Source organism: Pseudomonas sp. A39 (assembly GCF_058145955.1).
Genome location: NZ_JBYVMD010000070.1, coordinates 1 through 21,716, shown reverse-complemented (window position 1 = coordinate 21,716; position 21,716 = coordinate 1). Strand labels below are relative to the sequence as shown.

General features: G+C 63.8%; 18 protein-coding genes. 4 read left to right on the top strand and 14 right to left on the bottom strand.

Translation table 11 applies throughout. The features are described 5' to 3' along the window. Positions 1-408: HDOD domain-containing protein (locus AC3ZU9_RS29465; protein ID WP_490091698.1), on the top strand; the 408-nt coding region annotated here is incomplete at its 5' end. Positions 409-515: 107 nt separating this feature from the next. Here AC3ZU9_RS29465 and AC3ZU9_RS29460 read toward each other — a convergent pair. From AC3ZU9_RS29460 to tagH, 13 genes are all read right to left on the bottom strand, one after another. Next, positions 516-890, bottom strand: coding sequence for a hypothetical protein (locus tag AC3ZU9_RS29460; protein WP_003195530.1), 375 nt, complete (start codon positions 888-890; stop codon positions 516-518). A gap of 124 nt (positions 891-1,014) precedes the next feature. Beyond that, on the bottom strand, positions 1,015-1,941 hold the full coding sequence (gene tagQ, locus AC3ZU9_RS29455) for a type VI secretion system-associated lipoprotein TagQ (RefSeq protein ID WP_043206064.1): 927 nt from the start codon (positions 1,939-1,941) through the stop codon (positions 1,015-1,017). 84 nt (positions 1,942-2,025) lie between these two features. Then, positions 2,026-3,735, bottom strand: coding sequence for an SUMF1/EgtB/PvdO family nonheme iron enzyme (locus AC3ZU9_RS29450; protein WP_046034849.1), 1,710 nt, complete (start codon positions 3,733-3,735; stop codon positions 2,026-2,028). Continuing rightward, complete coding sequence (locus tag AC3ZU9_RS29445; protein WP_015886546.1) at positions 3,728-4,912, bottom strand: ABC transporter permease family protein; 1,185 nt, start codon at positions 4,910-4,912, stop codon at positions 3,728-3,730. Before AC3ZU9_RS29445 ends, AC3ZU9_RS29450 begins: the two co-directional genes overlap by 8 nt. Then, the gene (locus tag AC3ZU9_RS29440) at positions 4,912-5,616 is read right to left on the bottom strand and encodes an ABC transporter ATP-binding protein (protein ID WP_490091697.1); all 705 of its coding nucleotides are present in this window, start codon (positions 5,614-5,616) and stop codon (positions 4,912-4,914) included. The genes AC3ZU9_RS29445 and AC3ZU9_RS29440 overlap by 1 nt, the downstream gene beginning before the upstream one ends. Further along, the gene (locus AC3ZU9_RS29435) at positions 5,616-8,591 is read right to left on the bottom strand and encodes a serine/threonine-protein kinase (protein ID WP_490091696.1); all 2,976 of its coding nucleotides are present in this window, start codon (positions 8,589-8,591) and stop codon (positions 5,616-5,618) included. Before AC3ZU9_RS29435 ends, AC3ZU9_RS29440 begins: the two co-directional genes overlap by 1 nt. Next, entirely contained in the window at positions 8,588-9,307 is a 720-nt protein-coding gene (locus AC3ZU9_RS29430) for a PP2C family protein-serine/threonine phosphatase (protein WP_015886549.1), read from the bottom strand. The genes AC3ZU9_RS29435 and AC3ZU9_RS29430 overlap by 4 nt, the downstream gene beginning before the upstream one ends. Continuing rightward, the gene (tagF, locus tag AC3ZU9_RS29425) at positions 9,308-9,961 is read right to left on the bottom strand and encodes a type VI secretion system-associated protein TagF (protein ID WP_490091695.1); all 654 of its coding nucleotides are present in this window, start codon (positions 9,959-9,961) and stop codon (positions 9,308-9,310) included. Then, positions 9,958-13,458: a type VI secretion system membrane subunit TssM gene (gene tssM / locus AC3ZU9_RS29420; protein WP_490091694.1), complete on the bottom strand. Its 3,501-nt coding sequence runs from the start codon at positions 13,456-13,458 to the stop codon at positions 9,958-9,960. The genes tagF and tssM overlap by 4 nt, the downstream gene beginning before the upstream one ends. Beyond that, positions 13,455-14,744, bottom strand: coding sequence for a DotU family type VI secretion system protein (locus AC3ZU9_RS29415; protein ID WP_015886552.1), 1,290 nt, complete (start codon positions 14,742-14,744; stop codon positions 13,455-13,457). The genes tssM and AC3ZU9_RS29415 overlap by 4 nt, the downstream gene beginning before the upstream one ends. Positions 14,745-14,750: 6 nt before the next feature. Next, positions 14,751-16,085, bottom strand: coding sequence for a type VI secretion system baseplate subunit TssK (gene tssK, locus AC3ZU9_RS29410; RefSeq protein ID WP_015886553.1), 1,335 nt, complete (start codon positions 16,083-16,085; stop codon positions 14,751-14,753). 18 nt (positions 16,086-16,103) lie between these two features. Continuing rightward, a complete protein-coding gene (gene tssJ / locus AC3ZU9_RS29405) occupies positions 16,104-16,613 on the bottom strand; it encodes a type VI secretion system lipoprotein TssJ (RefSeq protein WP_015886554.1) in 510 nt (169 codons plus the stop codon). Positions 16,614-16,670: 57 nt separating this feature from the next. Next, positions 16,671-18,008 carry a type VI secretion system-associated FHA domain protein TagH gene (tagH, locus tag AC3ZU9_RS29400; RefSeq protein ID WP_046034841.1) on the bottom strand — a complete coding sequence of 446 codons (1,338 nt, stop codon included), beginning with the start codon at positions 18,006-18,008 and terminating at the stop codon, positions 16,671-16,673. A gap of 392 nt (positions 18,009-18,400) precedes the next feature. Between tagH and tssA the strand changes: the two genes are divergently transcribed. The 3 genes from tssA to tssC are packed head-to-tail and all read left to right on the top strand — an operon-like array spanning position 18,401 to position 21,493. Next, entirely contained in the window at positions 18,401-19,420 is a 1,020-nt protein-coding gene (gene tssA, locus AC3ZU9_RS29395) for a type VI secretion system protein TssA (protein WP_490091693.1), read from the top strand. Between the two features lie 54 nt (positions 19,421-19,474). After that, the gene (tssB, locus tag AC3ZU9_RS29390; RefSeq protein ID WP_007894500.1) at positions 19,475-19,984 is read left to right on the top strand and encodes a type VI secretion system contractile sheath small subunit; all 510 of its coding nucleotides are present in this window, start codon (positions 19,475-19,477) and stop codon (positions 19,982-19,984) included. A 15-nt stretch (positions 19,985-19,999) separates the two neighbouring features. Beyond that, positions 20,000-21,493 (top strand): type VI secretion system contractile sheath large subunit, encoded by a 1,494-nt coding sequence (tssC, locus tag AC3ZU9_RS29385; RefSeq protein WP_490091692.1) that lies wholly within the window; start codon positions 20,000-20,002, stop codon positions 21,491-21,493. A 43-nt stretch (positions 21,494-21,536) separates the two neighbouring features. Here the strand turns inward: tssC and AC3ZU9_RS29380 are convergent. Then, positions 21,537-21,716, bottom strand: a 180-nt coding sequence (locus AC3ZU9_RS29380) for a hypothetical protein (RefSeq protein WP_490091691.1), incomplete at its 5' end; no start/stop codon positions are given.

The following is a 21,716-nucleotide window of genomic DNA, read 5'->3' as shown; positions in this document are numbered from 1 at the left end:
CTGGCCCACGTGTTCCCGCCGCACTTCTCGCTGATCTGCCGCCACCTGGAGGTCAACCCGCACCTGTGCCACAGCTATGTCGAGCAACACTTGCTGGGCATCAGCCGCGAGCAGATCGGTGCCTGGTTGATGCGCTACTGGGACATGCCGGACGAATTGTCCACCGCCCTGCGCTTCCAGCACGACCCGACCTACGACGGGCAATATGCTGAGTATCCGAACCTAGTGTGCTTGGCGGTGCGCTTGTTGCGCAGCCGGGGGATTGGCTCCGGGCCGGACGAGGCGATTCCGGACGCGCTGCTTGAGCGCCTGGGCTTGAGCCGTGACAAGGCTGAGGAAGTGGTGGGCAAAGTGCTGGATGCTGAAGTGCTGTTGCGCGAGTTGGCGTCCCAGTTCAGCCAGGGCTGAATCGGTAGCGTGTTAGGCCACTATCGGGGCAAGCCCCCTCCCACAGGTTGATCTGCGAGCACAGTCAAGTGTGGGAGGGGGCTTGCCCCCGATGAATCCACCTCGGTCTACTTCTTTTTCTTCGGCTTCAAATACTTGGTCAACCCCTGGAACCAGATCACCAGCGCCGGGTTGCCCTTGATCTGGATCGACTTGTCCTGAATCCCCGTCATGAACGCCAGTTGCTTGTTCTTCGCCTGCATCGTGGCGAAGCCGTAGGCGGCGTCCTTGAACGCGATAGCAAACGCCGGCGCCGGGTGAACACCCGAGCGACTGGTGATGCGCTGGTCTTTGACGATGAAGTGACGGGCAACCTTGCCGTCGAGGGTCTGCAGCTGGAAGGCCAGGTCTTTGTCACCCAGTTGCTGCTGGAAGGCGGGATTGGTGCGGCTGGCTTTGCCCATCATCAGGCCCAGCACCCACAGGAGAAGACGAAATTTCATGCACACGGCCTCGGTGTAATTATTGAGTGGCCGCAGCAGTTTAACGATTTGCAAAAAGAACGCCACCGATCTAGCGCTTTAGCGGAAGATCGGCTGGCGTTTGACGCTTATAGCAGCATTTTACTTAAACGTTTGGGCAAGGTACCGGCGCCCAGTCGGCCAGGTTCGGATCGCGGCAGCTGCCTTCGAGCTGAGCTTTACCGGCGCTGGCGACCTTCTTGCTTTCATCTTGCTTGGTCTGGGCGGTCTGGAAGGTCTTCTCGGTGCTCACCGCTTCTGTTGGTACGGTTGGAAGAACCGGCTTTTTAGGCGGTTTGGTGCCGGTGCCTTTCTTCTTGCCCGATGTCACAGCGGGGGTTACATCGGCCTTGGCCACGGTGACCACGTCGGTACGCTGTACGCCAACCTGTTGCAGGTCTTTCTCGTAGGCCTGGGTGTAGTTGTTCAGGTCTTCGGCGGCTTTACCGTTGACCGCAACGATCAGGTCATTGGATTCCTTCAGGCCCGAGACGATTTCCGCCAGGCGCTTGCGGCCTTCGGTGTCGTTGACGGTCTTGGCTTTGCGATCAGCCACCAACTTGGTGAACGCGCTCTGGTAGCACTGCTGGGACGCCTTGGCGTACGCAGTGCTGCGGTCGATGTCAGAGGCGCTTTTGTTCACGTCAGCGGCATACGAGGCAATACGCTGGTTGTCATCGGCGATCTGCTTCTGACGTTCGGTGTAGTAACCCGCCGCGCCGCCGGCCAACGCGCCGCCTGCAGCACCGATGGCGGCGTTACGGCCACGTTTTTCCTTGTCGCCGGTGAGGGCGCCCAGCAGTGCACCGCCGGCAGCGCCGATGGCCGCACCGGTCACGACCGACTTGGTCATGTCCGAATCGGTCGCACGCAGGTGCTGCACCGGCTCGTAGCAGTTCGGGTAGTACTCGACCTTGGTGCTCGACGTGACCTTGGAGGCCGGCGACGTGGCGCAACCGGTCAGCACAGTGCTGAAACCGGCTGCGATCAGCAGCAAGTGACGCTTGGAAACCGCCTTACGGGAAAAAAGCATAGGTGTGATCTCGTTTAAGTTTGACTTGCCCAGCACGGCTCACCGCCGCCTGAGTCCCTTCCAAGCTCGCCATACAGCCAGCGATCATCGCTGACCGCTCGCTGCGAGCAATTCCTTCAAGATCGTCGCCGGGTCGGCCCGCTGTTGCTTGCGGTAGTTGCCGACATGGCGAACGAACAGTGTTGCGCGCGTCACCAGGCTCTTGCCGAGCACAGGCTTGCGATCCAACTCTTCCTTGATCCGTTGAAACTGCGCCTGGATCACCGCATCGGTGTAACGCGTGCCGGTGGCCAGGTTGTCGATATAAATCGCCACCGCGCCATCAAGCGCACTGCGACCATTGGCGATGGCCATGTCGAACAGCTGCGCGCTGGCCTCGTCCTTGTTGTCCAGGGCCTGCTGGCGACTCTTCTGCAGGTTGGCCAGGCGAATGTTGTAGTTGGCGATGGTCTCGGCCACCAGCGCGGCCGACTGAATCAGGTTGCCCGCCGCTTCTTCACGTTGCTGGGCGATCAGCGAGACATTGCGCTTGAGCTCTTCGTTGACCAGCCCCAGCTCAGCTTGCAGCTTGGGATCGACACTGGCGGCGATGATGCTGTCCAGGCGCTTGGTCGGGTCCTGGGCGTCGTCGATGGCGTCGGTCAGCGAGGCCAGGCGGCCCTCTTTCTGCCACTGCGCGAACAGCTCCTTGTAGCGCGAACGCGGTGCCGACAGCGCACCAATCGCCACGCGGAAACCCGTGGTCTCGTTGCTTTGCTCGGTGCCGTCGGCGGCAAACAGCGGGTACTCGCGGCGCATGCCGGTGAACAGCGTGCCCTCGCCTTCCAGGTAGTTGCCGCCCTTGACCACAAAGCCGCCGTAGGTGCCCTGACGGCGCCCCGCGTGGACCAATTGGAAGGACTCCTGGACCATTTCGGCCGCGTTGCCGATCACATCGAACAGGCCGATCGGGTTGGGCAATTTGGTGCCGATGGGCATCAGGCGCGCAGCCTGGCCAGTGCCGCCGGCCACTTGGTTGAACACGGCGTAATCGCCGAGCGGGCCGTCACTGTCACTGCCTTCGACGCGGCGGGGGAACAGGCGCCCTTCCAGGTCCTGGCGGCTGACCGCATGGCCACCGCGCGCGGCGAATTCCCACTCCACTTCGGTGGGCAGGCGCACAAAGCCCAAGCCGCCGTCATCCGCCGACGAGCCACGACCGCTGACCGGCAGCAACTCACGGTGGTATTTCATCAACCAGGCGCTGTACACCGCCGAAAAGCGCTCGGCTTCAAAGCGCGACAGCTTGACCTTGGGCAAGCGCCCGGCCATGCCGGTCGGCGCATCGCACGCCGGTGCCGGTTCGCCGCTGGCCAGCGACTGTGCCTGCGACATCACTTGGGCGTACTGGCGGGCGGTCACTTCGTACTTGCCGATGAAGTACAGCATCGGCTTGAGCGGGGTCTTGGCGTCGGTCTTCGGCATCAGCGGCGCGATGACTTTGTTCCAGTCTTTGGGCAAGTCCTTGAGGGTGAACTGGCCGTTGATGAAGTCACGGCGGTAGCCGGAAATAAACGACTGCTGATAGCCCGCCTCGCCTTCGGCAAAGGGGTAGCCGAGGCTGATCTCGCGGTCATCCAGGGTGCCCTGGGCCAACACGTAGGCGTAGCGGAACACCATGTTGCCTTCGCACGGCAGCGGCAGGCTGACGTCGCCTTCCAACGGTTTGGGGTTGTCGAGCTTGTCACTCGCCTCATCGGCCCAGGCCATCGAGGCCAGGGTCAGCGCCACGCAGGCGCCCAGTAACTTATACATCTCTGATTCCTTCAGAAGCCTGGATCCGCGCCACTCGCCAACCACCACAGGCCGCCGCCACGGCGCTGACGCCCATGACTGCAACCAGGGCCAGGCCGTAATGACGCGCCAACAGATGGCTGGCGTATTCGCCCGGCACCTGCACAAATAACTGATTCAACGCCGCCTCGGCCACGCCATACAGGCCGGCACTGAGCACGGCAGCAAAACCTGCGCTGTACAGCGCCTGCACCACCACAAACAGCAACAGCCCACCCGTCGAGAACCCCAACAGGCGCAACACCGACAATTCCCGACGCTTGCGCGCCACAGCCGCGAGGGCCCCGGCAAAGATCGCCGCAAACGCACCCGCCACCGCCAAACCGCCAATCATCCAAAACACGATCGACAGGTTGCGGCTCAACGACTGCACCTGGGCGATGGTCTGGGCCTGGGTCGACACCAACAGGTTCTGACCGGCGAAAAACACCCGCAGCGGTTCCACATCGACGAGGCGACGGGCGTACAGGCGGAACGCCGGGTACACACGCTGCTCGGTCACACCAACCGCCTCCCCGACCCAGCCCAGCGCCGGTACTGCACGACCATCACGGTAATCTTCTGCTGCTTCCAGCAATTTCAAATCGGCAAACAACCCGTCACGGGCGAAGGCCTCCAGCGGCAGTACCGCCAGCACCTGCAAGCGCGTGCGCTGGGCTTCCACGCGCCCCGCCACTTGCCGGGCAAAACTGGTTTCCAGCCAATCCCCGGGCCGCGCCGCCAGCTTCTCGGCGGCGGTGTGACTCAGCACGATCTGGTCCAGGCCCCGAGGCAACGGCAAGCCGTTCAACAACGGATCGCCCGACGCCGTCGGCAGCATCTCCAAGCTCAACGAGCCCACCTGCGCTGTTGCCGCAATCTGCCGCGTGCGCGGTACGGCAAACGCTACATCGCTGCGCTGGCCGAGCTGCTCGATAAAGGCGCTGCTGAATCGACCACCGCCCAGCGGAATAATTTCACGGGTGGCGGGGTCAGTCTCCAAACGTTCGGTCAAACTGCTAACCAGTCCAAATTTCAGGCCGAATAACACCAGCAACGGGGCGATCACAGCGACCAATGCCAGCACCGAACAGGCCGACAGCCACGCGTCGTTGCGGTAATCCTGCCAGGCGAGCGACGCGACCAAGCCGATGCGCATCAGCACGCCTCCCCGAGGGTCGCGGTGACGCCGCCGTCGGTGTCGCGACGGCAACTGATGCGCCGCACCTGCAAGCCACTGGCGCGGGCCAATGGTTCGTCATGGGTGGCGATCACACACGCGGCGCGGTGCTCACGAGCCTGGGCCAGCAGCGCCTGCATCACGCGCTCGGCGTTCAGCGGGTCAAGGGACGCGGTGGGTTCATCCGCCAGCACCAGCTGCGGCGCATGGGCCAGGGCGCGGGCGCAGCTGACGCGCTGGCGCTGCCCCACCGACAACGCGGCCGGTTTCTTGGCCAACTGGTCACTGATTTCCAGTTGCTCGGCCAGGCGCAACACGCTGCCGTCGTCCGTCAAGCCGAGCAGTTGCCGGGACAAGGCGATGTTGCCGCGCACGTCGAGAAACCCCAGCAGGCCACCGGTCTGCAGCACATACCCCAGATGCTGGCTACGCAGCGCGGCCAACGTGGACTGCTGCTCGCCGCGCCACAACCCGGCGATGTCGTGCTGATGGAAATCGAACTGCCCGACCTGGTCCGGCGCCAAGACCAGCGCCAGCAGGTCCAGCAACGTGCTTTTGCCGCAACCGCTGGGCCCGACAATCGCCAATTGCTCACCCACGCGCAGCGTCAACGCCGGGATCACCAAGCGATAGCGCTGGCTACCGACGCCCCGGCTCTTGTGCACCGCGCTCAGGTTCAGCATCACGGCAACGTCGACAGCGGCACGCGGTACAACGCGTCGCCCGGCTCGGCATCGCCGAAACGGACCCAGTTGGCCACGTCATTGTGGAAGGTTTCATAGAGGCGGATCTTCGAATCCAGCTCGTCGATAAAGTCTTCCTGCTCGGCCACGCTCAACGACAACCACAAGTCCTGGGTCATGTTCAGCGACTTGCTGCGGTACGGCAGGCCTTCCAGGTATTCGCCAAGAATGCCGCCGTCGGCCAGGTTGCCGCCCTTGCGCAGGGCCTGCGGGTCGCGGCTCATGTAGGCCGAGGCGCTGGCGATTTCCTGGAAGAAGTCCTTGGGCGAAGTCTGGGTCTTGCGCGCCGCGTCGATGATCAGTTTCAACGACTGTTGCAGGTCGTTGAGCTGCAATTTGGTCAGCATCACGCACACCTGGAACGCCGGCAGTGCCGGGTTGGTCAGGTCGCGGTCGGCGGTCCAGGCGCTGACCAGTTGCGGCGCCTGGCTCGCGGCTTTGCGACCGAGGAAATCCATGTGCATGGCGTAACCGACGGCTGCGGATTTATCCGCCAAGGTGGGCGCGGAACTCAACAACGGCACTGGCTGCGGCGTATTGCTGCGTACCTGATGAACAAGGTTGGCGAACACCGTGCCGATTTCGTCCACACGCTCGCCCAATTTACGCACGTCGCCACCCGGCACCGGCGTGTAGAGGTCGCCGATCTGCGGGTTGGCGTCGGCGGTAAGGATGCGGTACTGGCTCTCGGCACCGGCATGGGTTTTCTTGCCGGCGTCGGTGCGCAGGTGCAGGGCGTAGATCTTGATCTGCTTGCCCAGCGCCGCCTGGCGCACTTCGGCTTCGTTCATCTGGGTGGCGGCAAACGGGTCGTTCTTGCGCAGCGCGCCAGCGTCGGTGACCAGCAGGATAATGCGCCCGCCGTAGCCGGACCAATCCATGCCATCCACCGCCTGCATCACCCCGGCGAACGCGTCTTCGTTGAACGAATGGCTGGACACCGTGGACGCCTTGACCTGGCGCGCCATGTCGAGGAAGCGTTGCGGGTCGCGGCCCTGGTCGAGGCTGATCAGGGTCTTGGCCACGTACTCCAGGCCTGGGGTTTTCTTGATACTGCTGCGAAAGCCCACCATGCCGAAACTGACACTGTCCAACTCGCCACGCTCGGCAATGCGCGTTTGCAGTTCGTGCACCACGTCGCGAATCTGGTCGATGTAGGGCTGCATCGACACGGTGGTGTCGACCACCAACACCACGGCGGTACGGAAGGCGTCGGCGTTGGCCTTGATCACCGGCGTCGAGGGCTTGGCGGCCGCGCTGCTGCCGGGGTCGATGGAGGCCACATTGAGCAGCTGCACCGGCTGGCCGTTTTCGTCAAAGCTCTCTTTGGAATCGAAGATCGGCAACAGGTAGAACTGGTTCTGCGGCACCGCGCTGGCCGTCGGTTCCAGGGCCAGTATCTGGCTGTTGTCTTCGCTGTTTTTCTGCGCCTTGGCCAGCACGCCTTTGGCGGCGGCCGGGTCGGCCAACAACTTCTCTACTTCGCCGGATTGGCGCAGGAACATCACGGGCGCCCGGCCCGAACGTTCGGTGAACTTGAGCACCAGGCTCTGTTTCCAGTCGCTGACGTGTGACGCCGGCAGCCAACCGTCGCTGCGCCCATCGGTGGCGGCACCGACGCGTACCCACGGGCTGCCGTCAACGTCCTTGCGTTGGTAGACATAGAGCACGGAAAACGCCGGCAGGGCTTTGCCCGGCGCGCTGCCTGCGTCAGAGGAAAGCTTGGCGCCCGGCTTACTCAGGACGCGCTGGAACAGTGTCTTCTTACCTGCCATCAGTAACGGACGCTGGCCGCCGTCGACGTCGGGAACAGGCGGCGCCACCGTCGGCACCACCGCAGCCGGCGGCTTGGCGACGGGCTTATCGCTACCGCTCAACCACCAGTAACTGGCACCACCGATGGCCAAGGCCACCGCCACCGCAACCGCCGCCAGCGCCATCACCGGCCCACGGCGCTGCTCGGACACGGCGTTGTGTTGCGTCGGTGTCACCACCGGCTGGCGCGCGACAGGTTGCGGCTGTGGTTTATCGGTCGGAATATCGATAGTGACCGGGGTCATACCCGCCAGGTCGAAGCTCAGCGGGATGGGCAGCGGCCGCACCAAGGTGGCCTCCGGCGACTCCGCCGGCAGGTTATCCAGGGCCTGCAACAACGCCGCTGCATCCGGGAACCGTTCCGCCGGGTCCTTGGCCAACAGCTTGCGCAGCACCTCCTGGTAGCGACCGTGGTGCACCGGCAGTTCCGGCAATGGCTCAGTCAGGTGCGCCAATGCCGTGGACAGCGCGTCGGTGCCGCTATACGGCAGCTTGCCGACGAGAATTTCATACAGCACCACACCCAACGCGTACAGGTCGGCACGGCCGTCGATCTCCTGGCCCCGCGCCTGTTCCGGGCTCATGTAGCTCGGCGTGCCCACGGCAAACCCGGCCTGGGTGAACTGGGTGCGGTCGTCCAGCGACTTGGCGATACCAAAGTCGGACAGCACCGCCGTGCCATCAGCGCGAAACAGAATGTTCGCCGGTTTCACATCGCGGTGCACCAGACCTTGGGCATGGGCATAGCCCAGCGCCGAGGCGATCTGGCGAATCAGCGTCACGCCCTGCTCCGGCGTCAACCCTGCGGCGATGCGCTCCTTGAGCGTACCGTTGGGCAGGTATTCCATGGCCATGTAATACAGCTCACCGACGTTGCCGATGTCATGGATGGTCACCGTGTGCGGGTGCGACAAGCGCGCCAGGGTCTTACCCTCGCGCAGGAAGCGTTCGCAGAAGCTCGGGTCGGCCGCCAGCGCCGCCGCCATCACCTTCAACGCCACCTTGCGCTCCAGCGAGCGCTGGGTCGCCAGGTACACGCTGGCCATGGCGCCTTCGCCGATCTCGCCTTCGATGTCGTAGCCGGGGATGACGATGTTCATGGCGATACCTTCACGACGATGGCGGTGATGTTGTCCGGCGCGCCCCGGTTGAGCCCCAGGTGCACCAGGCTGCGCACGATTTCATCCGGTGCGTCATGGCTGAGCACTTCGCGGATCTCATGGTCTTCGACGGTCTTGTTCAAGCCGTCGCTGCACAGCAGGTAGCTGTCACCGGGGGCGATCAGCAGGTCGACCACCGCCAGGTCCAAGTGAGCCTCCACGCCAATGGCGCGGGTGACGATATTGGCGCGTGGGTGGACGCGGGCGTCGGCTTCGCTGAGCAGGCCGCTGTCTTGCAGGTCCTGGACGTAGCTGTGGTCGCGTGAGATGCCTTCGAGCACACCGTCGCGCAAGCGGTACAAGCGACTGTCGCCGGCCCACAGGCACACGCCGCGCAGGCCTCGGGCGGCCAACAGCACCACGGTACTGCCCATCATGGACACGCCACGGTGGGCGGTTTCTTCGCGCACGGCTGCGTTGATGCGGATCAGGTCGTTGCGCAGCGCCGCCGTGTATTCATCCAGCGAGCGCCCCACCGGCACGCTGCGCAGGCTGTCGACGATCAGGCTGCTCACATAGTCCCCCGCCGCATGCCCGCCCATGCCGTCGGCCACCACCCACAGACGATTTTCCGGCAGGTCCAGGCAGGCGTCTTCGTTGACCTGGCGGACCATGCCCACATGGCTTTTGCTCGCGGATTTGTACGTCGACCCCATCTACACCACACCTTCTTGTCCGAGCAAAAACTGCGCAAAATCGCTGGCGGCAGGCAGGCCCTGACACCGCAAAAAACCTGGGGAAATCGCCTGCGAGCCCCGGCCCCACCACAGGCTCGCGCCGTCGCAGGCCAGTTCGGCGAGCGCGGTCATGCGCTGGTGCGGTTCGGTGGCGGCCACCCGCTGCAGACCGGCGAAACGGCTGTCCTGCGCGCGTAGCTCGCTCGCCGGGAAACCCAGGCTATCGAGACCGTCATTGAAGCGTTCGAAGGTGGCACCGGTATCCAGGGTGCTGAGCAACAGCGCTTCGGCCTGCTCGAACCAGCTGTCCGGCCCGCCCACCAGCGAGGCTGGGTTGGTGGCGTGATCGAGCAACGCCACCACCGCCAGCGGAAAGTAGCGGCCGACCCGATCGATGCTCGGCATCACCACGCCCGCCGCCGCGTCCGGCCCACACACGCCGGGCGCCAGTACAAAGCGCCACAGCGGGCTGACCAGGTACGTGTTGAGCCAATCAGCGCCGAGGCTGTTTTGGCTGGCAAGCAAACCCGCCGCCAGCCAGCTGTCCCACGGGCCGATAAAACTCTGGGGCAAGGCGCGGCTGACAAAATCGCCGCGGCTGGCCAACTTGCCGTAGAAACCCAGCGCCGTCATAGCCGCTCCGGCAGGCTGAAGCCGCTGAGCACGCGGCTCTTGAACGGGTTGAAGGCACTGTTGGCGCGCAGCTCGTAGGCGATGCTCGCACCGTCGACGCGCAGGCGCAGGTTGAAACGGTCCGGCGAATTACCGGCGGTGAGGTCCGATTGCTCGAGCAAGCGGAACCAGGCCCACGGCCCGTCCAGGGTCACGCCCGAACGGCCACTGGCCGATGGCGGCATGATCGAAATGCGCACCACGCCAATGCTGCCAGGGTTCGGCCATTGCATCGCCACCGGGCGGCTGGGGCCGTGGTCGTAGCTCAATTGCTGGCCGTCGAGGTCAAGCAAAAACTGCGTGATAGTCGGGTCCATCGACACCGGCTTGAGTTCGAACCGCACAATCGGCTGGGTCCCCCCGGCGCGGAAGAACGCATCGCGGATCGTCGCCGCACGCTGGAAGGTTTGCAGCACACCCGGTGCAATCCCGAGTTTCTGTGCGGCGCCCGGCTGCCAGCGCCAGGTCTGCGCGGAGGTGTCCACGTAGGGCTGCAGGTATTTGCGGAAGTAGTTGTCCATCACCCCGCCCACCCCGAAGAACTGGCCGAAGTCATCCAGAGTGGCATCCCGCGCACTGCCCGGCGACATCGGGTAACGCCCGGCCAGCGACTGGCGATACACGTTGACCACTTCACTGACCCACGCCGCGTTCAACTGGTTACGCACGCCGCCCATCATGCTGTTGGTGGTGGAGTTGACCACCGACTTGACCATGCCCTGCACCAACGGCGGCTGGCGCTCGGCATTCAGGCTGACCCGTGTGGCCGCAGCCGCCGCCTGGTTCTTTGCTTCGCCGAGCAACGCATCGCCGCTGGCACCTACCATGGCGCTGACCTGCACATACAGCGCATTCATGTCGGTGAGCAGGCCATCGATGGCCGCCGGCTCGCCTTCGTTCTTGCTGACGATGCTGTTGAGTTCGGTAAAGTGCGCGGTCACCGGATCATCCGCAGCGACGGGCGTATTGGCGGTCGGTTGCTCCTGGCCGAGCAGGCTGCCCAGGCGCTCCTTGAGTTTGTCGACGCCCCCTTCCACCGGCACACCTTTGGCGGCCAGCTGGCGTTCTTCGGCTTGCAGATCGGTTTCCTTGGCCACGGCCACCAGCAGTTTTTTCAGCGGCGAGGTCGGGCCGGAAATCACCCGCAGCACGTCGGCCGCCTGGGCCACGCTGGTGATCGGCACGAAGTCGATGTCCGCGAGCAAGGCATCCCACTGGCGCTGGTAATCCTGGAAATACAGGCGGCGCACGTCGGCGGCCAGGCTCACCACGTTCTGCTGGTCGGCCTGTTCGTGGCCCAACACCCACTGCTCTTCAGCGAGGGTGCCGGTCTGGTTCAGGCTGCTCAGCAGGAACGCCTGGCGATAGCCTTTGGCGGTGAAGAAGCCACTCAACGGCTCGCCCAGCGGCTTGCCGCTTTTGCGGCTGAACACCAGCGCTGCGTCACGACCGGCGGCTTCGTTGATGCGAAAGTCCGGGATGCCTTCGGGCAGTTTCTGGCGCTTGACCCGGTCGTAGACGCGCTGGGCCACCGGCAGTTGTTGCAACTGGCGACGCAGGTCATCGATCAAACGTGGGTCGAGGCGTGCGCTCGGCGGATGACGTTCGAACAGCGCCTGCAAATGCCCGGCCAGGGCCTGCCGTTGGTCCGCCGGCAGATCGCGGGGCAGGTTGCGGTCCCAGTCGAGGGCGATCCAGGCCTTGATGAAGTCCGGGTCGTAATGCTCGGTGTCAGCGAGCATCAGGTAGGCCTTGAGGCCTTCGTAGAGGAAGTCGGAATTGCCGCCACCGTGCAGTTGTTCTTCGATGCGCGTCACCAGGCGTGGCGCGAACACCGCGATCAACAGCTTGCGGTAAACACTGGCGGACTCGGCTTCAAGCATGTCGCCCTGGTACAGCCCGAGGCCTTCGGACCAGCTGGGCGAGTCGCCCGCCAGGTTCTTAACAGCGTTGAGCAACGGCAGCACGGCGAGGACGTCGCGCTGCGCCGGGCTCAGGTTCTGCACGGTCTGGCCCAATGGTGCGACCTTTTGGTCGACCTGGGCGATATACGCCTGGTTGGCGCGGTAACTCACCCACCACAGGCCGCTGACCACCACGACCAGCGCCACGGTGGCGGCCAGCACACCGCGTGCAATCCATTTGCGCCGACGCTCGACCTTCGGGTTCACCCCCACCAGGCCACGCTCGGCAAACGCCACCGCAGTGAAGAGTTTTTCGATGAAATAACTGCGCCCGGTGCCACTCTGGCGCGCCAGGTGCTGGCGGTCCAGGTTCATGCTCTGGGCCATCGCACCGATCAGACGGTCAATCGGGCTGCCTTCCTGGGTACCGCTGGTGAAGTACACGCCGCGCAGCAACACGCGCTCTTCAAAGGCATTGGGTTTGAACACGCCTTCGAGGAAGCTTTGCAGGCAATCCTTCAACGCACCGAACTGCTGCGGGAAGCCGTAGATCAGGTCGCGCCGCGCGGGGTCGCGTTCCTGTTGCAGGCGCTCCACCAGGCGTTCGTTGAGGCGCTGCTCCAGGCCGGCGAACTCACTTTGCAGATGCGCCAGCGGGCTGTCGGTGTTCTTGCCGTCGTCCAGGGCAAAGGTCATGCCCCACACCTGGGCGCGCTCTTCCTTGCTGAGGTTGTCGAAGAACTCCATGAAGCCCGGCACCAGGTCGAGCTTGGTCAGCATCAGGTAGATCGGGAAGCGCACGCCCAGTTGGGTGTACAGCTCCTGAATACGCAAGCGGATGGCGGCGGCATGGGCGGCGCGTTCGGCGTCGGTGCCCAGCAACAGGTCCGACAGGCTGATGGCGATAAAGGCGCCATCGATCGGGCGGCGCGAGCGCTGCTTTTTCAGCAGGTCGAGGAAGCCCAGCCACGCGGCTTTATCCACCGTGGAGTTGCTGTCCTGAGTGGTGTAGCGGCCGGCGGTGTCGAGCAATACGGCTTGATCGGTGAACCACCAGTCGCAGTTGCGCGTACCGCCGACGCCGCGCACGGCACCGGCGCCCAGCTGCGCAGCCAGCGGAAAATGCAGCCCGGAGTTGACCAGCGCCGTGGTCTTGCCCGAACCCGGCGGGCCGATGATCACGTACCACGGCAGCTCGTAGAGGTTGCGGCGTTCATCGCCACCCAGCTTGGCCTTTTTCAGCAGCGCCAGGGCCTCGTCCATGCGCTGGCGCAGGGTGGTGAGTTCTTCGGCGGTAGCGGTGCTGTTGGGGTCGGCCGGGGTTTGCGCGGCCAGGCTGCGCATCACTTCGGCGGCCTGGCGGCGGGCCTGGATGATGCGGAACACACGGTAGGCAATCCATACCGCAAACACCAGGATGATCAGCGCCCAACGGCGCCCTTCCGGCACCAGCACATCGAGCAACGGCCCGACAAACCAGATGATCAGGCTCAGGGCGATCAGGCCCAGCACGGGGATCACCCAGCGAATCATGAAACTGAAAAACGCCTTCACTCGACGCCCTCCGCCAATACGGTGATTTCAACCCGACGATTGCGGGCACGGCCTTCGGCGGTGGCGTTGGTCGCCACCGGCTCGGTGTCGCTGCGGCCCTCGGCGCTGAAGCGGTCTGCCTGGCCGGTCTTGGCCGCGAGGATGTCCAGCACCGACTTGGCCCGCGCTTCGGACAGCGCCCAGTTGGACGGGAAACGCAGCGTGGCAATCGGGCGGTTGTCACTGTGCCCGGTCACCCGCACCTGGCCCTTGACCTTGCGGATGGCGTCGGCGATGCGCAGCATCAGCGGCTGGTAGTCATCGACGATGCTGGAGCTGGCGGACGCAAACAGCTCATCGCCACGGATGGTGACCACCGAACGGTCGACCGCATCTTCCACGGCAACGCGCCCCGCCTTGATGTCTTCCACCAGGAAGCCGGCCAGACGTGGGCGCTCGATGACTTTAGGCTGCGCCACCGGACGGTCGATGGCCTGCACCGGGATCTCACCCAGGGCATGGATATTCTTGAACACCGGCTCGGCATCCGACGCCAGCTTCAAACGCAAACCAAACAGCAACGCCAGCAGGAGCGCGACGCCGATGGCCACGGCGATCCACGGCGGCATGAATTGCGCCAGGCGATCACGGGCCACGGTCACGCCGCGCCAGTGCGGCGACAGCTCACGCTCGTGTTCACCACGCGCACTGCGAATGGCCGCGGCGGTGCGCTCGCGCAGGGCTTCCAAGTGGCTGCGACCGTCGTTCATCACGCGGTAGCGGCCTTCGAAACCCAGGCACATGCACAGGTACAACAACTCCAGCAGGTACAGGCGTTCCCGCGGGCTTTGCAGGCAGTGGTCGAGCAACTGGAAGACTTTTTCGCCACCCCAGGCTTCGTTGTGCACGGTGATCAGCAGGCTCTGCTTGCCCCAATCACTGGTGCTGCCCCAAGGCGTGCTCAATACCGCTTCATCCAGCGCGGTGCACAGCGCGTAACGGGCCAGCAGCACTTCGTTGCGGGCGATACCGGCCGCTTCGGCGCGCTCTTCGAACTGGCGCAAGTAAGCCAACAACTGTGCGCGCAGGCTGGCCGGTGCCGGGTGGGCGATGGTGTTGCGCAGGCGCGTCAGCAGCGCCAGCAAGGGGCCGGCGGCGCTTTCCAGCGGGTTGAGGCCCTGGCTCTTGCCGGTGAGCATCGGCGCGGCCGGCATGGCCAGCGGCGAAGGTTCGGCACGCACCGGTTCCGGCGCCCGGCCACCCGGACGCGGCATGAACTGAGTGCGGTCATCATCATTGGGATGCATCGCGGATTATCCTCGGATCGCCCAGAAGGCCAGGTTCAAGCCCGGGAACTGCCCGGCGATATGGAAGGCAAAACCGCCGGAGTTGCCCAACTGTTGCCAGGCCTCGCTGCCGCGATCCAGCTCGTAATAGGTCGAGCCGGCGTGGTACGGCAGTTGGCGTGGCGCCACCGGCAGAGGCAACAGGCTGATGCCCGGCAGTTGCAGGTTGACCAGGTCGCGGATGTGCTCCACCGAGCCGACTTTGCTCTGCTGGCCGAAGCGCGCACGCAGGGTTTCACCGGGCACGTCGGCCCGCACCACGAGGATGAAGCTGGCGTTGTCGAGCAGGGTCTTGTCGGCCAGCATCGCCACGTGCACGCCGTAGGCTTTCTCGACAATCGGGATCGGCGTGGCCTTGCTGTCGATCAGCATCGACAGCGCTTCACGCAACGCCGCCATCACCGGGGCAAAGCTCAGGGCCAAGTCGTCGTGCTGGTACTGCGGGTATTCCTGCGGGCGACGGCCCGAGGTGGAGAAGGTCGAGAACTCGCCGGCCAGGCTGACCAACTCACTGAAGAAACGCTCCGGGTGCAGCGGGCTCAACTGGCTCAAATGCTGGATCAGCGGTTGGGCACGGTTGACCAGTTGCAGCAGCATGAAGTCGGCAATCTCCGACGCGCCACCGGCGCCCGAGGCAACTACGCGGCCAGCCAAGGCCTCGCCGCGCTGGTGCAGCAGGCCGAGCAGTTCACTGCGAAACGCCGTCAGCGGCTTGCTCGCGGCGACGTCCAGCACCGGCGGAATGTAAGTGTCGTCGAGCACCAGCGCACGGTCGGCGCGCTTTTCCTTGATACGCACCAAGCCCACGGCGGCGTAATCGCTGATGCCATCCTGGGCAGTCAGCAGACGTAGGGCGCGGGAACCCACGGCCACCGGGGCGCGATTTTCGAACGGGGCGTTGTCGTCGCGCACTTCGCGGACCTGGCTCACGTAACGCGCCGCTTCCAGGGCTTCGCCTTCATCCACGGTATCGCGGGCGCCGGCACGCTTGAGCGGCAGCGCCAGGTACACCAGGCCGTCGCGCAGGTTGTCGTCAATATTCAACGGGCTCGGTGCCAGGTCGTCCTGGGGGATGTTAAACGGCGTACCGTCCGGCAGCAGGCCGCGCGCCGATACGATCGCCAGCTTGCCCTGGGCCAGCAGGCCCTGGTCGATCAGCAGCTCGGAAAACCCCCAGGCGCCGGCGGACAACGGGCGGCTGCGGGCGTCGATCAGGTTTTCCAGGTAACGGTCATGCTGCTGGAAGTGCTGCGTTCCGATGAACATGCCTTCCGACCAGACCACGCGATTGTTCCAGGACATGGGGGCTCCGATTGCTTCTTATTGGGCAGGGCTGGATGGGGTGACCACGACGTCGGCGCGCACGGCGCGTACATCGAGGCTGATCTGGTATTCGGTGTATTGGCGCGCGGGCACGTTGATCACCGTGCGCCATTGCGCACGGTCCAACTCGCGATAGCCCACCAAGAGCCCGATCTGGCGCGTGGACGGGTCGAGGTCGCGCTGGATGCTCAGTTGCTCGCCGGGTTGCACCATCACTTCGTCCTGGTCCAGCAGGTCCAGGCCCAGGGTCGATTGCGCCCGGTCAGCCAGGGCGAAGTAATCGGAACGGGCGAAGGTGGCGGCGTTTTTCAGTTCGAAGATGCGCACCCGCACCGGCGCGGCCTGGCCGTTGGCGCCGGGGTTAAGCCCGCTGATCGCGTGGAAGTGCAGCTCGACGGCGGCCGTATCCGCTTCAGCCTCGGCGGCGGTTTCGGGTTTGGCGGCGTCTTTGGCACACGCCGTCAGCAAAAGCAGTGTGGCAATTGCGAGTAAAAACCTGGGAATCATCCTGCGTCCTCAATGACGTACTTAGCTATCCGTTGATCCATGTGTCGCGGCGCGGTGTTACCGACGCTGTCGTGCGCTGTGCTCTTCGTAGGCTCGGCTGAATTCGCGGCCGAACAGGTCCTGGAAGTCTTCCTGGGCCTCGCGGGAAATATTGCTGTAGAGCTCGGTGAACTGCTGCCAGTACTGGGCCTGGCGCGAGCCATTGAAAATGCTCGACAGCCCGCCGGGCTTGCCCATGCGTTCCTCCAGCTGGGCCGGCTCAAAGCGACTGAGCAAGTGCTTGATCGCCGCTTCCACACCGGCCATCACCGCCAACTGGTGGGCACGCAGGTCGTTGAAACTGTCGCGCACGGCGAGATCCGGCGCCATAAACGCCTGGTTGCCGTGACGAAGCAAGAGCAGTAACGCTTCGTCGGCGTTCGGGGCGAATTTCAACGGGTTGTTTTCCGCTGGCTGGATCATCGTCTGCTGCATGCGGAACTCGCCCTTGAGGCTGGCGCGGGCACGCAACACGTCGATCAGGCCTTCGACCATCAGGCGGTAGCTGCGGCCGATGCTTTCCATCTGTGCCTCGGCCTGGGCTTTGTCCAGGCGCAGTTGGTCCAGGCCCGCGCCACGCAGGAAGGCTTGCAGCAGGTCGGGTTGTTGGCTGTCTGCCACGGGGAGCACGGGCTCGACCACGGGAGGCGGCTGGATGATCGGCGGTGGAGGTGGCGGCGGCGGCGCAGCGCTGGCAACAGGCGCAGGCGTATCGCCAAACAGGTCCCAGTCTTCGGGAATCACCGAGCCCGACACCGCGGGCGGCTCGGCCGCGGGCACGACGACCGGTGCCGGTGGGCGAAAGTCGTGCTGCTCGGAAGGCACGTGGTCCGGCACGGTCGGTGGCGGTACGGCGGTGGGGCTGAGGAAATCAAACAGGTCCGGCAGCGTGTCCATCGACGAAGCGCCCTGGAACTGCGGTGCAATCGCTGGCGTGGGGACTGGCGTGGGCTTGTTCACCACGGCGCCCATCAGCGCTTCAAAGCTGTTCGGTGAATCGCCGGCAAAGGCCTGGCTATCAACGGCTTGCACGTTGAAGTCGATACGCGCCTGGATCTCGTAATCGCCGATACGGATCAGCTCGCCGTCTTGCAGTGGCTCGCTATTACCCCGGCGCATACGAATACCGGCGTTCACTAACTCCACACCGTTAGTGCTGTTATCGGTTAAATAATAACGGCCATCTTTGTATTGAATAACGCAGTGTTGCGAAGACACCAACCGCTCAGGATCAGGCAATACCCAGTCATTATCCGAGCTGCGGCCGATAGCCATCGCGCCCTGATTCATGGACTTTTCCGAGCACTGCCCAGGGGTAATCTTGTGATAACTAGTGATAGTCAAACACAGCGACATCTTGCCTCCTTGCTGATACTTCGCGCGCGGTCGACTCCCAGGACAACGGTTCCCGAGAATCCCCATCAGGTCGTGCAATCGACCCTCTACAACCTGCTTTTCCAGCATGATCGCTGATCTTAACTGGGCTCTATGACAAAAATCCTGTCCCGGTGCGTCGTTCGACCCACCAGTCGCGCAGGTTGTTAAGCACCGCACATCTGTCACAGAGGGCGAATAGCTTACCTTGACAAGGCCTAACTACTACACCAAAAATGCACAACTTCTTGAATACCAGTGATGGCACATTAGTGGCATCTTGCATATATGACCAAGAAAACATGCAAAGTTCCTCGCGCAACTAATACATGAATTGCCCGCCATCTAACGGGCCGATAGGGAGATCGATTTCAGTGGATGTGCCGTTGCTGCTCACCGCCGTTTCCGCGACTTCGCCATGTGGCGAAGACATGGAATATGACGCGCAATTTTTGCAATTGGAGCGTGATGCCAAGGGCCAACCCGAGCGCAGCATGGGCGACGCCATCCTGCCCGCCGAGCCGCCGGAATGGCGCAGCATCCAGCAGCAAAGCCTCGATCTGCTGGCGCGCAGCAAAGACCTGCGCATCACCCATTTCCTGCTGCAAAGCGCCCTCGCCCTCCAAGGCGTGACCGGCCTGGCCGAAGCGCTGACGCTGATCGACGCCCTGCTGCGCGATTACTGGGCCGACCTGCATCCACGCCTGGACGCCGACGACGATAACGACCCCACCGTACGCATCAACGCCCTCACCGGCCTGACCTGCGACACCAACATTCGCTTGCTGCGCGAAAGCATCCTCACGCGCTCACGCACCTTCGGCCCCGTGACCCTGCGCGCGGCGCTCAACGCCAGCGGCCTGTTGAGCTTCCCCGATGAACAACTCGGCGCCCAGCAACTCACCGCCGCGTTCCTCGACAGCGACCCCGAGCAACTGCAAGCCACCCGTGACGCCCTGATTGCGGCGCGTGCGGCGTGCGAAGCCATCGAACAACACGTCAACGACCAGGTCGGTTCCGCCCAGGGCGTGGACCTGAGTGCCTTGAAGCAACCGCTCAAGCAGGCGTTGCAGATACTCAATCAAGCGGTGCCAGGCACCGCCGGCAGCAGCGAACCCGAGGCCGTCAGTGACGACAATGCCCCCTCGGTCGACTTCGCCACCGCCCCCGCAGCGCCGCGCCCCGTTGGCGATATCGCCAGCCGCGACGATGTGCTGCGCAGCCTCGACAAGATCCTTGCGTACTACACCCGGCACGAGCCTTCGAGCCCGCTGCCGGTGCTGTTGAACCGGGCGAAGAATCTGGTGCACGCCGACTTTGCGGCCATCGTGCGCAATCTGATTCCCGACGGCATGTCCCAATTTGAAAACCTGCGTGGCCCGGACGGCGAGTAAGCCGCCCGACTGTGCAGTAACAACACCGTCGCTCAAGCGACCAGGAGCAGCAACGTGGCGAAGCAAAGTTCTCAGAAATTCATCGCGCGCAACCGCGCGCCTCGAGTGCAGATCGAGTACGACGTCGAACTCTACGGCGCCGAGAAAAAGGTCCAGTTGCCCTTCGTCATGGGCGTGATGGCGGACCTCGCCGGCAAGCCCGCCGAGCCTCTGGCGCCTGTGGCCGATCGCAAGTTCCTCGAAGTGGATGTCGATAACTTCGACTCGCGCCTCAAGGCCATGCAGCCACGCGTCGCGTTCCACGTGCCCAACGAGCTGACCGGCGAAGGCAACCTGAGCCTGGACATCACCTTCGAAAGCATGGACGACTTCAGCCCGGCCGCCGTGGCGCGCAAGGTCGACTCGCTGAACAAGTTGCTCGAAGCGCGCACCCAACTGGCCAACCTGCTGACCTACATGGACGGCAAGACCGGTGCCGAAGAAATCATCATGAAGGCCATCAAGGATCCGGCGCTGCTCCAGGCGCTTGCCAGTGCGCCGAAGCCAGCCGAGCCTCAGGCTTAATCAGGACGAATGATCATGACCGATTCAGTACGTGCAGACGCTCAGACACTGGGCACCACCGAAGAAGCCAGCGAGTTCGCCTCCCTGCTGCTGCAAGAATTCAAACCCAAGACCGAACGCGCTCGCGAAGCCGTCGAAACCGCCGTGCGCACCCTGGCCGAACAGGCCTTGGCGCAGACCGACCTGGTGTCCAACGACGCCATCAAGTCGATCGAATCAATCATCGCCGCCATCGACGCCAAGCTCACCGCCCAAGTCAATCAGGTCATCCACCACCCCGATTTCCAGCAACTGGAAAGTGCCTGGCGTGGCCTGCACTATCTGGTCAACAACACTGAGAGCGATGAGCAACTGAAGATCCGCGTGCTCAACATCTCCAAGACTGACCTGCACAAGACCCTGAAGAAATTCAAGGGCACCGCGTGGGACCAGAGCCCGATCTTCAAGAAGATGTACGAAGAAGAATACGGCCAGTTCGGCGGAGAGCCGTACGGTTGCCTGGTGGGCGACTACTACTTCGACCAGTCGCCACCCGACGTGGAGCTGCTGGGCGAGCTGTCGAAAGTCTGCGCCGCCATGCACTCCCCGTTCATCGCTGCGGCCTCGCCGACCGTGATGGGCATGGGCTCGTGGCAGGAGCTGTCGAACCCGCGCGACCTGACCAAGATCTTCACCACCCCGGAATACGCAGGCTGGCGCTCGCTGCGTGAATCGGAAGACTCGCGCTACATCGGCCTGACCATGCCGCGCTTCCTGGCGCGCCTGCCGTATGGCGCCAAGACTGACCCGGTGGAAGCCTTCGCCTTCGAAGAAAACACCGACGGTGCCGACAGCTCCAAGTACACCTGGGCCAACGCCGCGTACGCGATGGCTGTGAACATCAACCGTTCGTTCAAGCACTACGGCTGGTGCTCGCGCATCCGTGGTATCGAGTCCGGCGGCGAAGTGGAAAACCTGCCGGCGCACACGTTCCCTACCGATGACGGTGGCGTGGACATGAAGTGCCCGACCGAAATCGCCATCAGCGACCGCCGTGAAGCGGAACTGGCGAAGAACGGTTTCATGCCTCTGCTGCACAAGAAAAACACCGACTTCGCCGCGTTCATTGGCGCGCAGTCGCTGCAGAAACCGGCCGAATACGATGACCCGGACGCCACCGCCAACGCCAACCTGGCCGCGCGCCTGCCGTACCTGTTCGCCACCTGCCGTTTCGCCCACTACTTGAAGTGCATCGTGCGCGACAAGATCGGCTCCTTCAAAGAGAAGGACGAGATGCAGCGCTGGTTGCAGGACTGGATCCTCAACTACGTGGACGGTGACCCGGCGCACTCCACCGAAACCACCAAGGCCCAGCACCCATTGGCGGCTGCCGAAGTGATCGTGGAAGAAGTCGAAGGCAACCCGGGGTACTACAACTCCAAGTTCTACCTGCGCCCGCACTACCAGCTCGAAGGGCTGACCGTGTCGCTGCGTTTGGTATCGAAGCTGCCTTCGGCCAAGAGTGCATAACCAACTGGCTCTTCTGTGGGAGGGGGCTTGCCCCCGATGGTATCTACTCGGTCTGACTGAAAGTCCGCGTCGCCTGCATCGGGGGCAAGCCCCCTCCCACACAAAAGCAATGCTCCATTGGGCATAACCAAATATCGTGGCCCACGCCACACAGGGAGAAAACATGGCTGTTGATATTTTCATCAAGATCGGCGACATCAAGGGCGAGTCCATGGACAAGGCC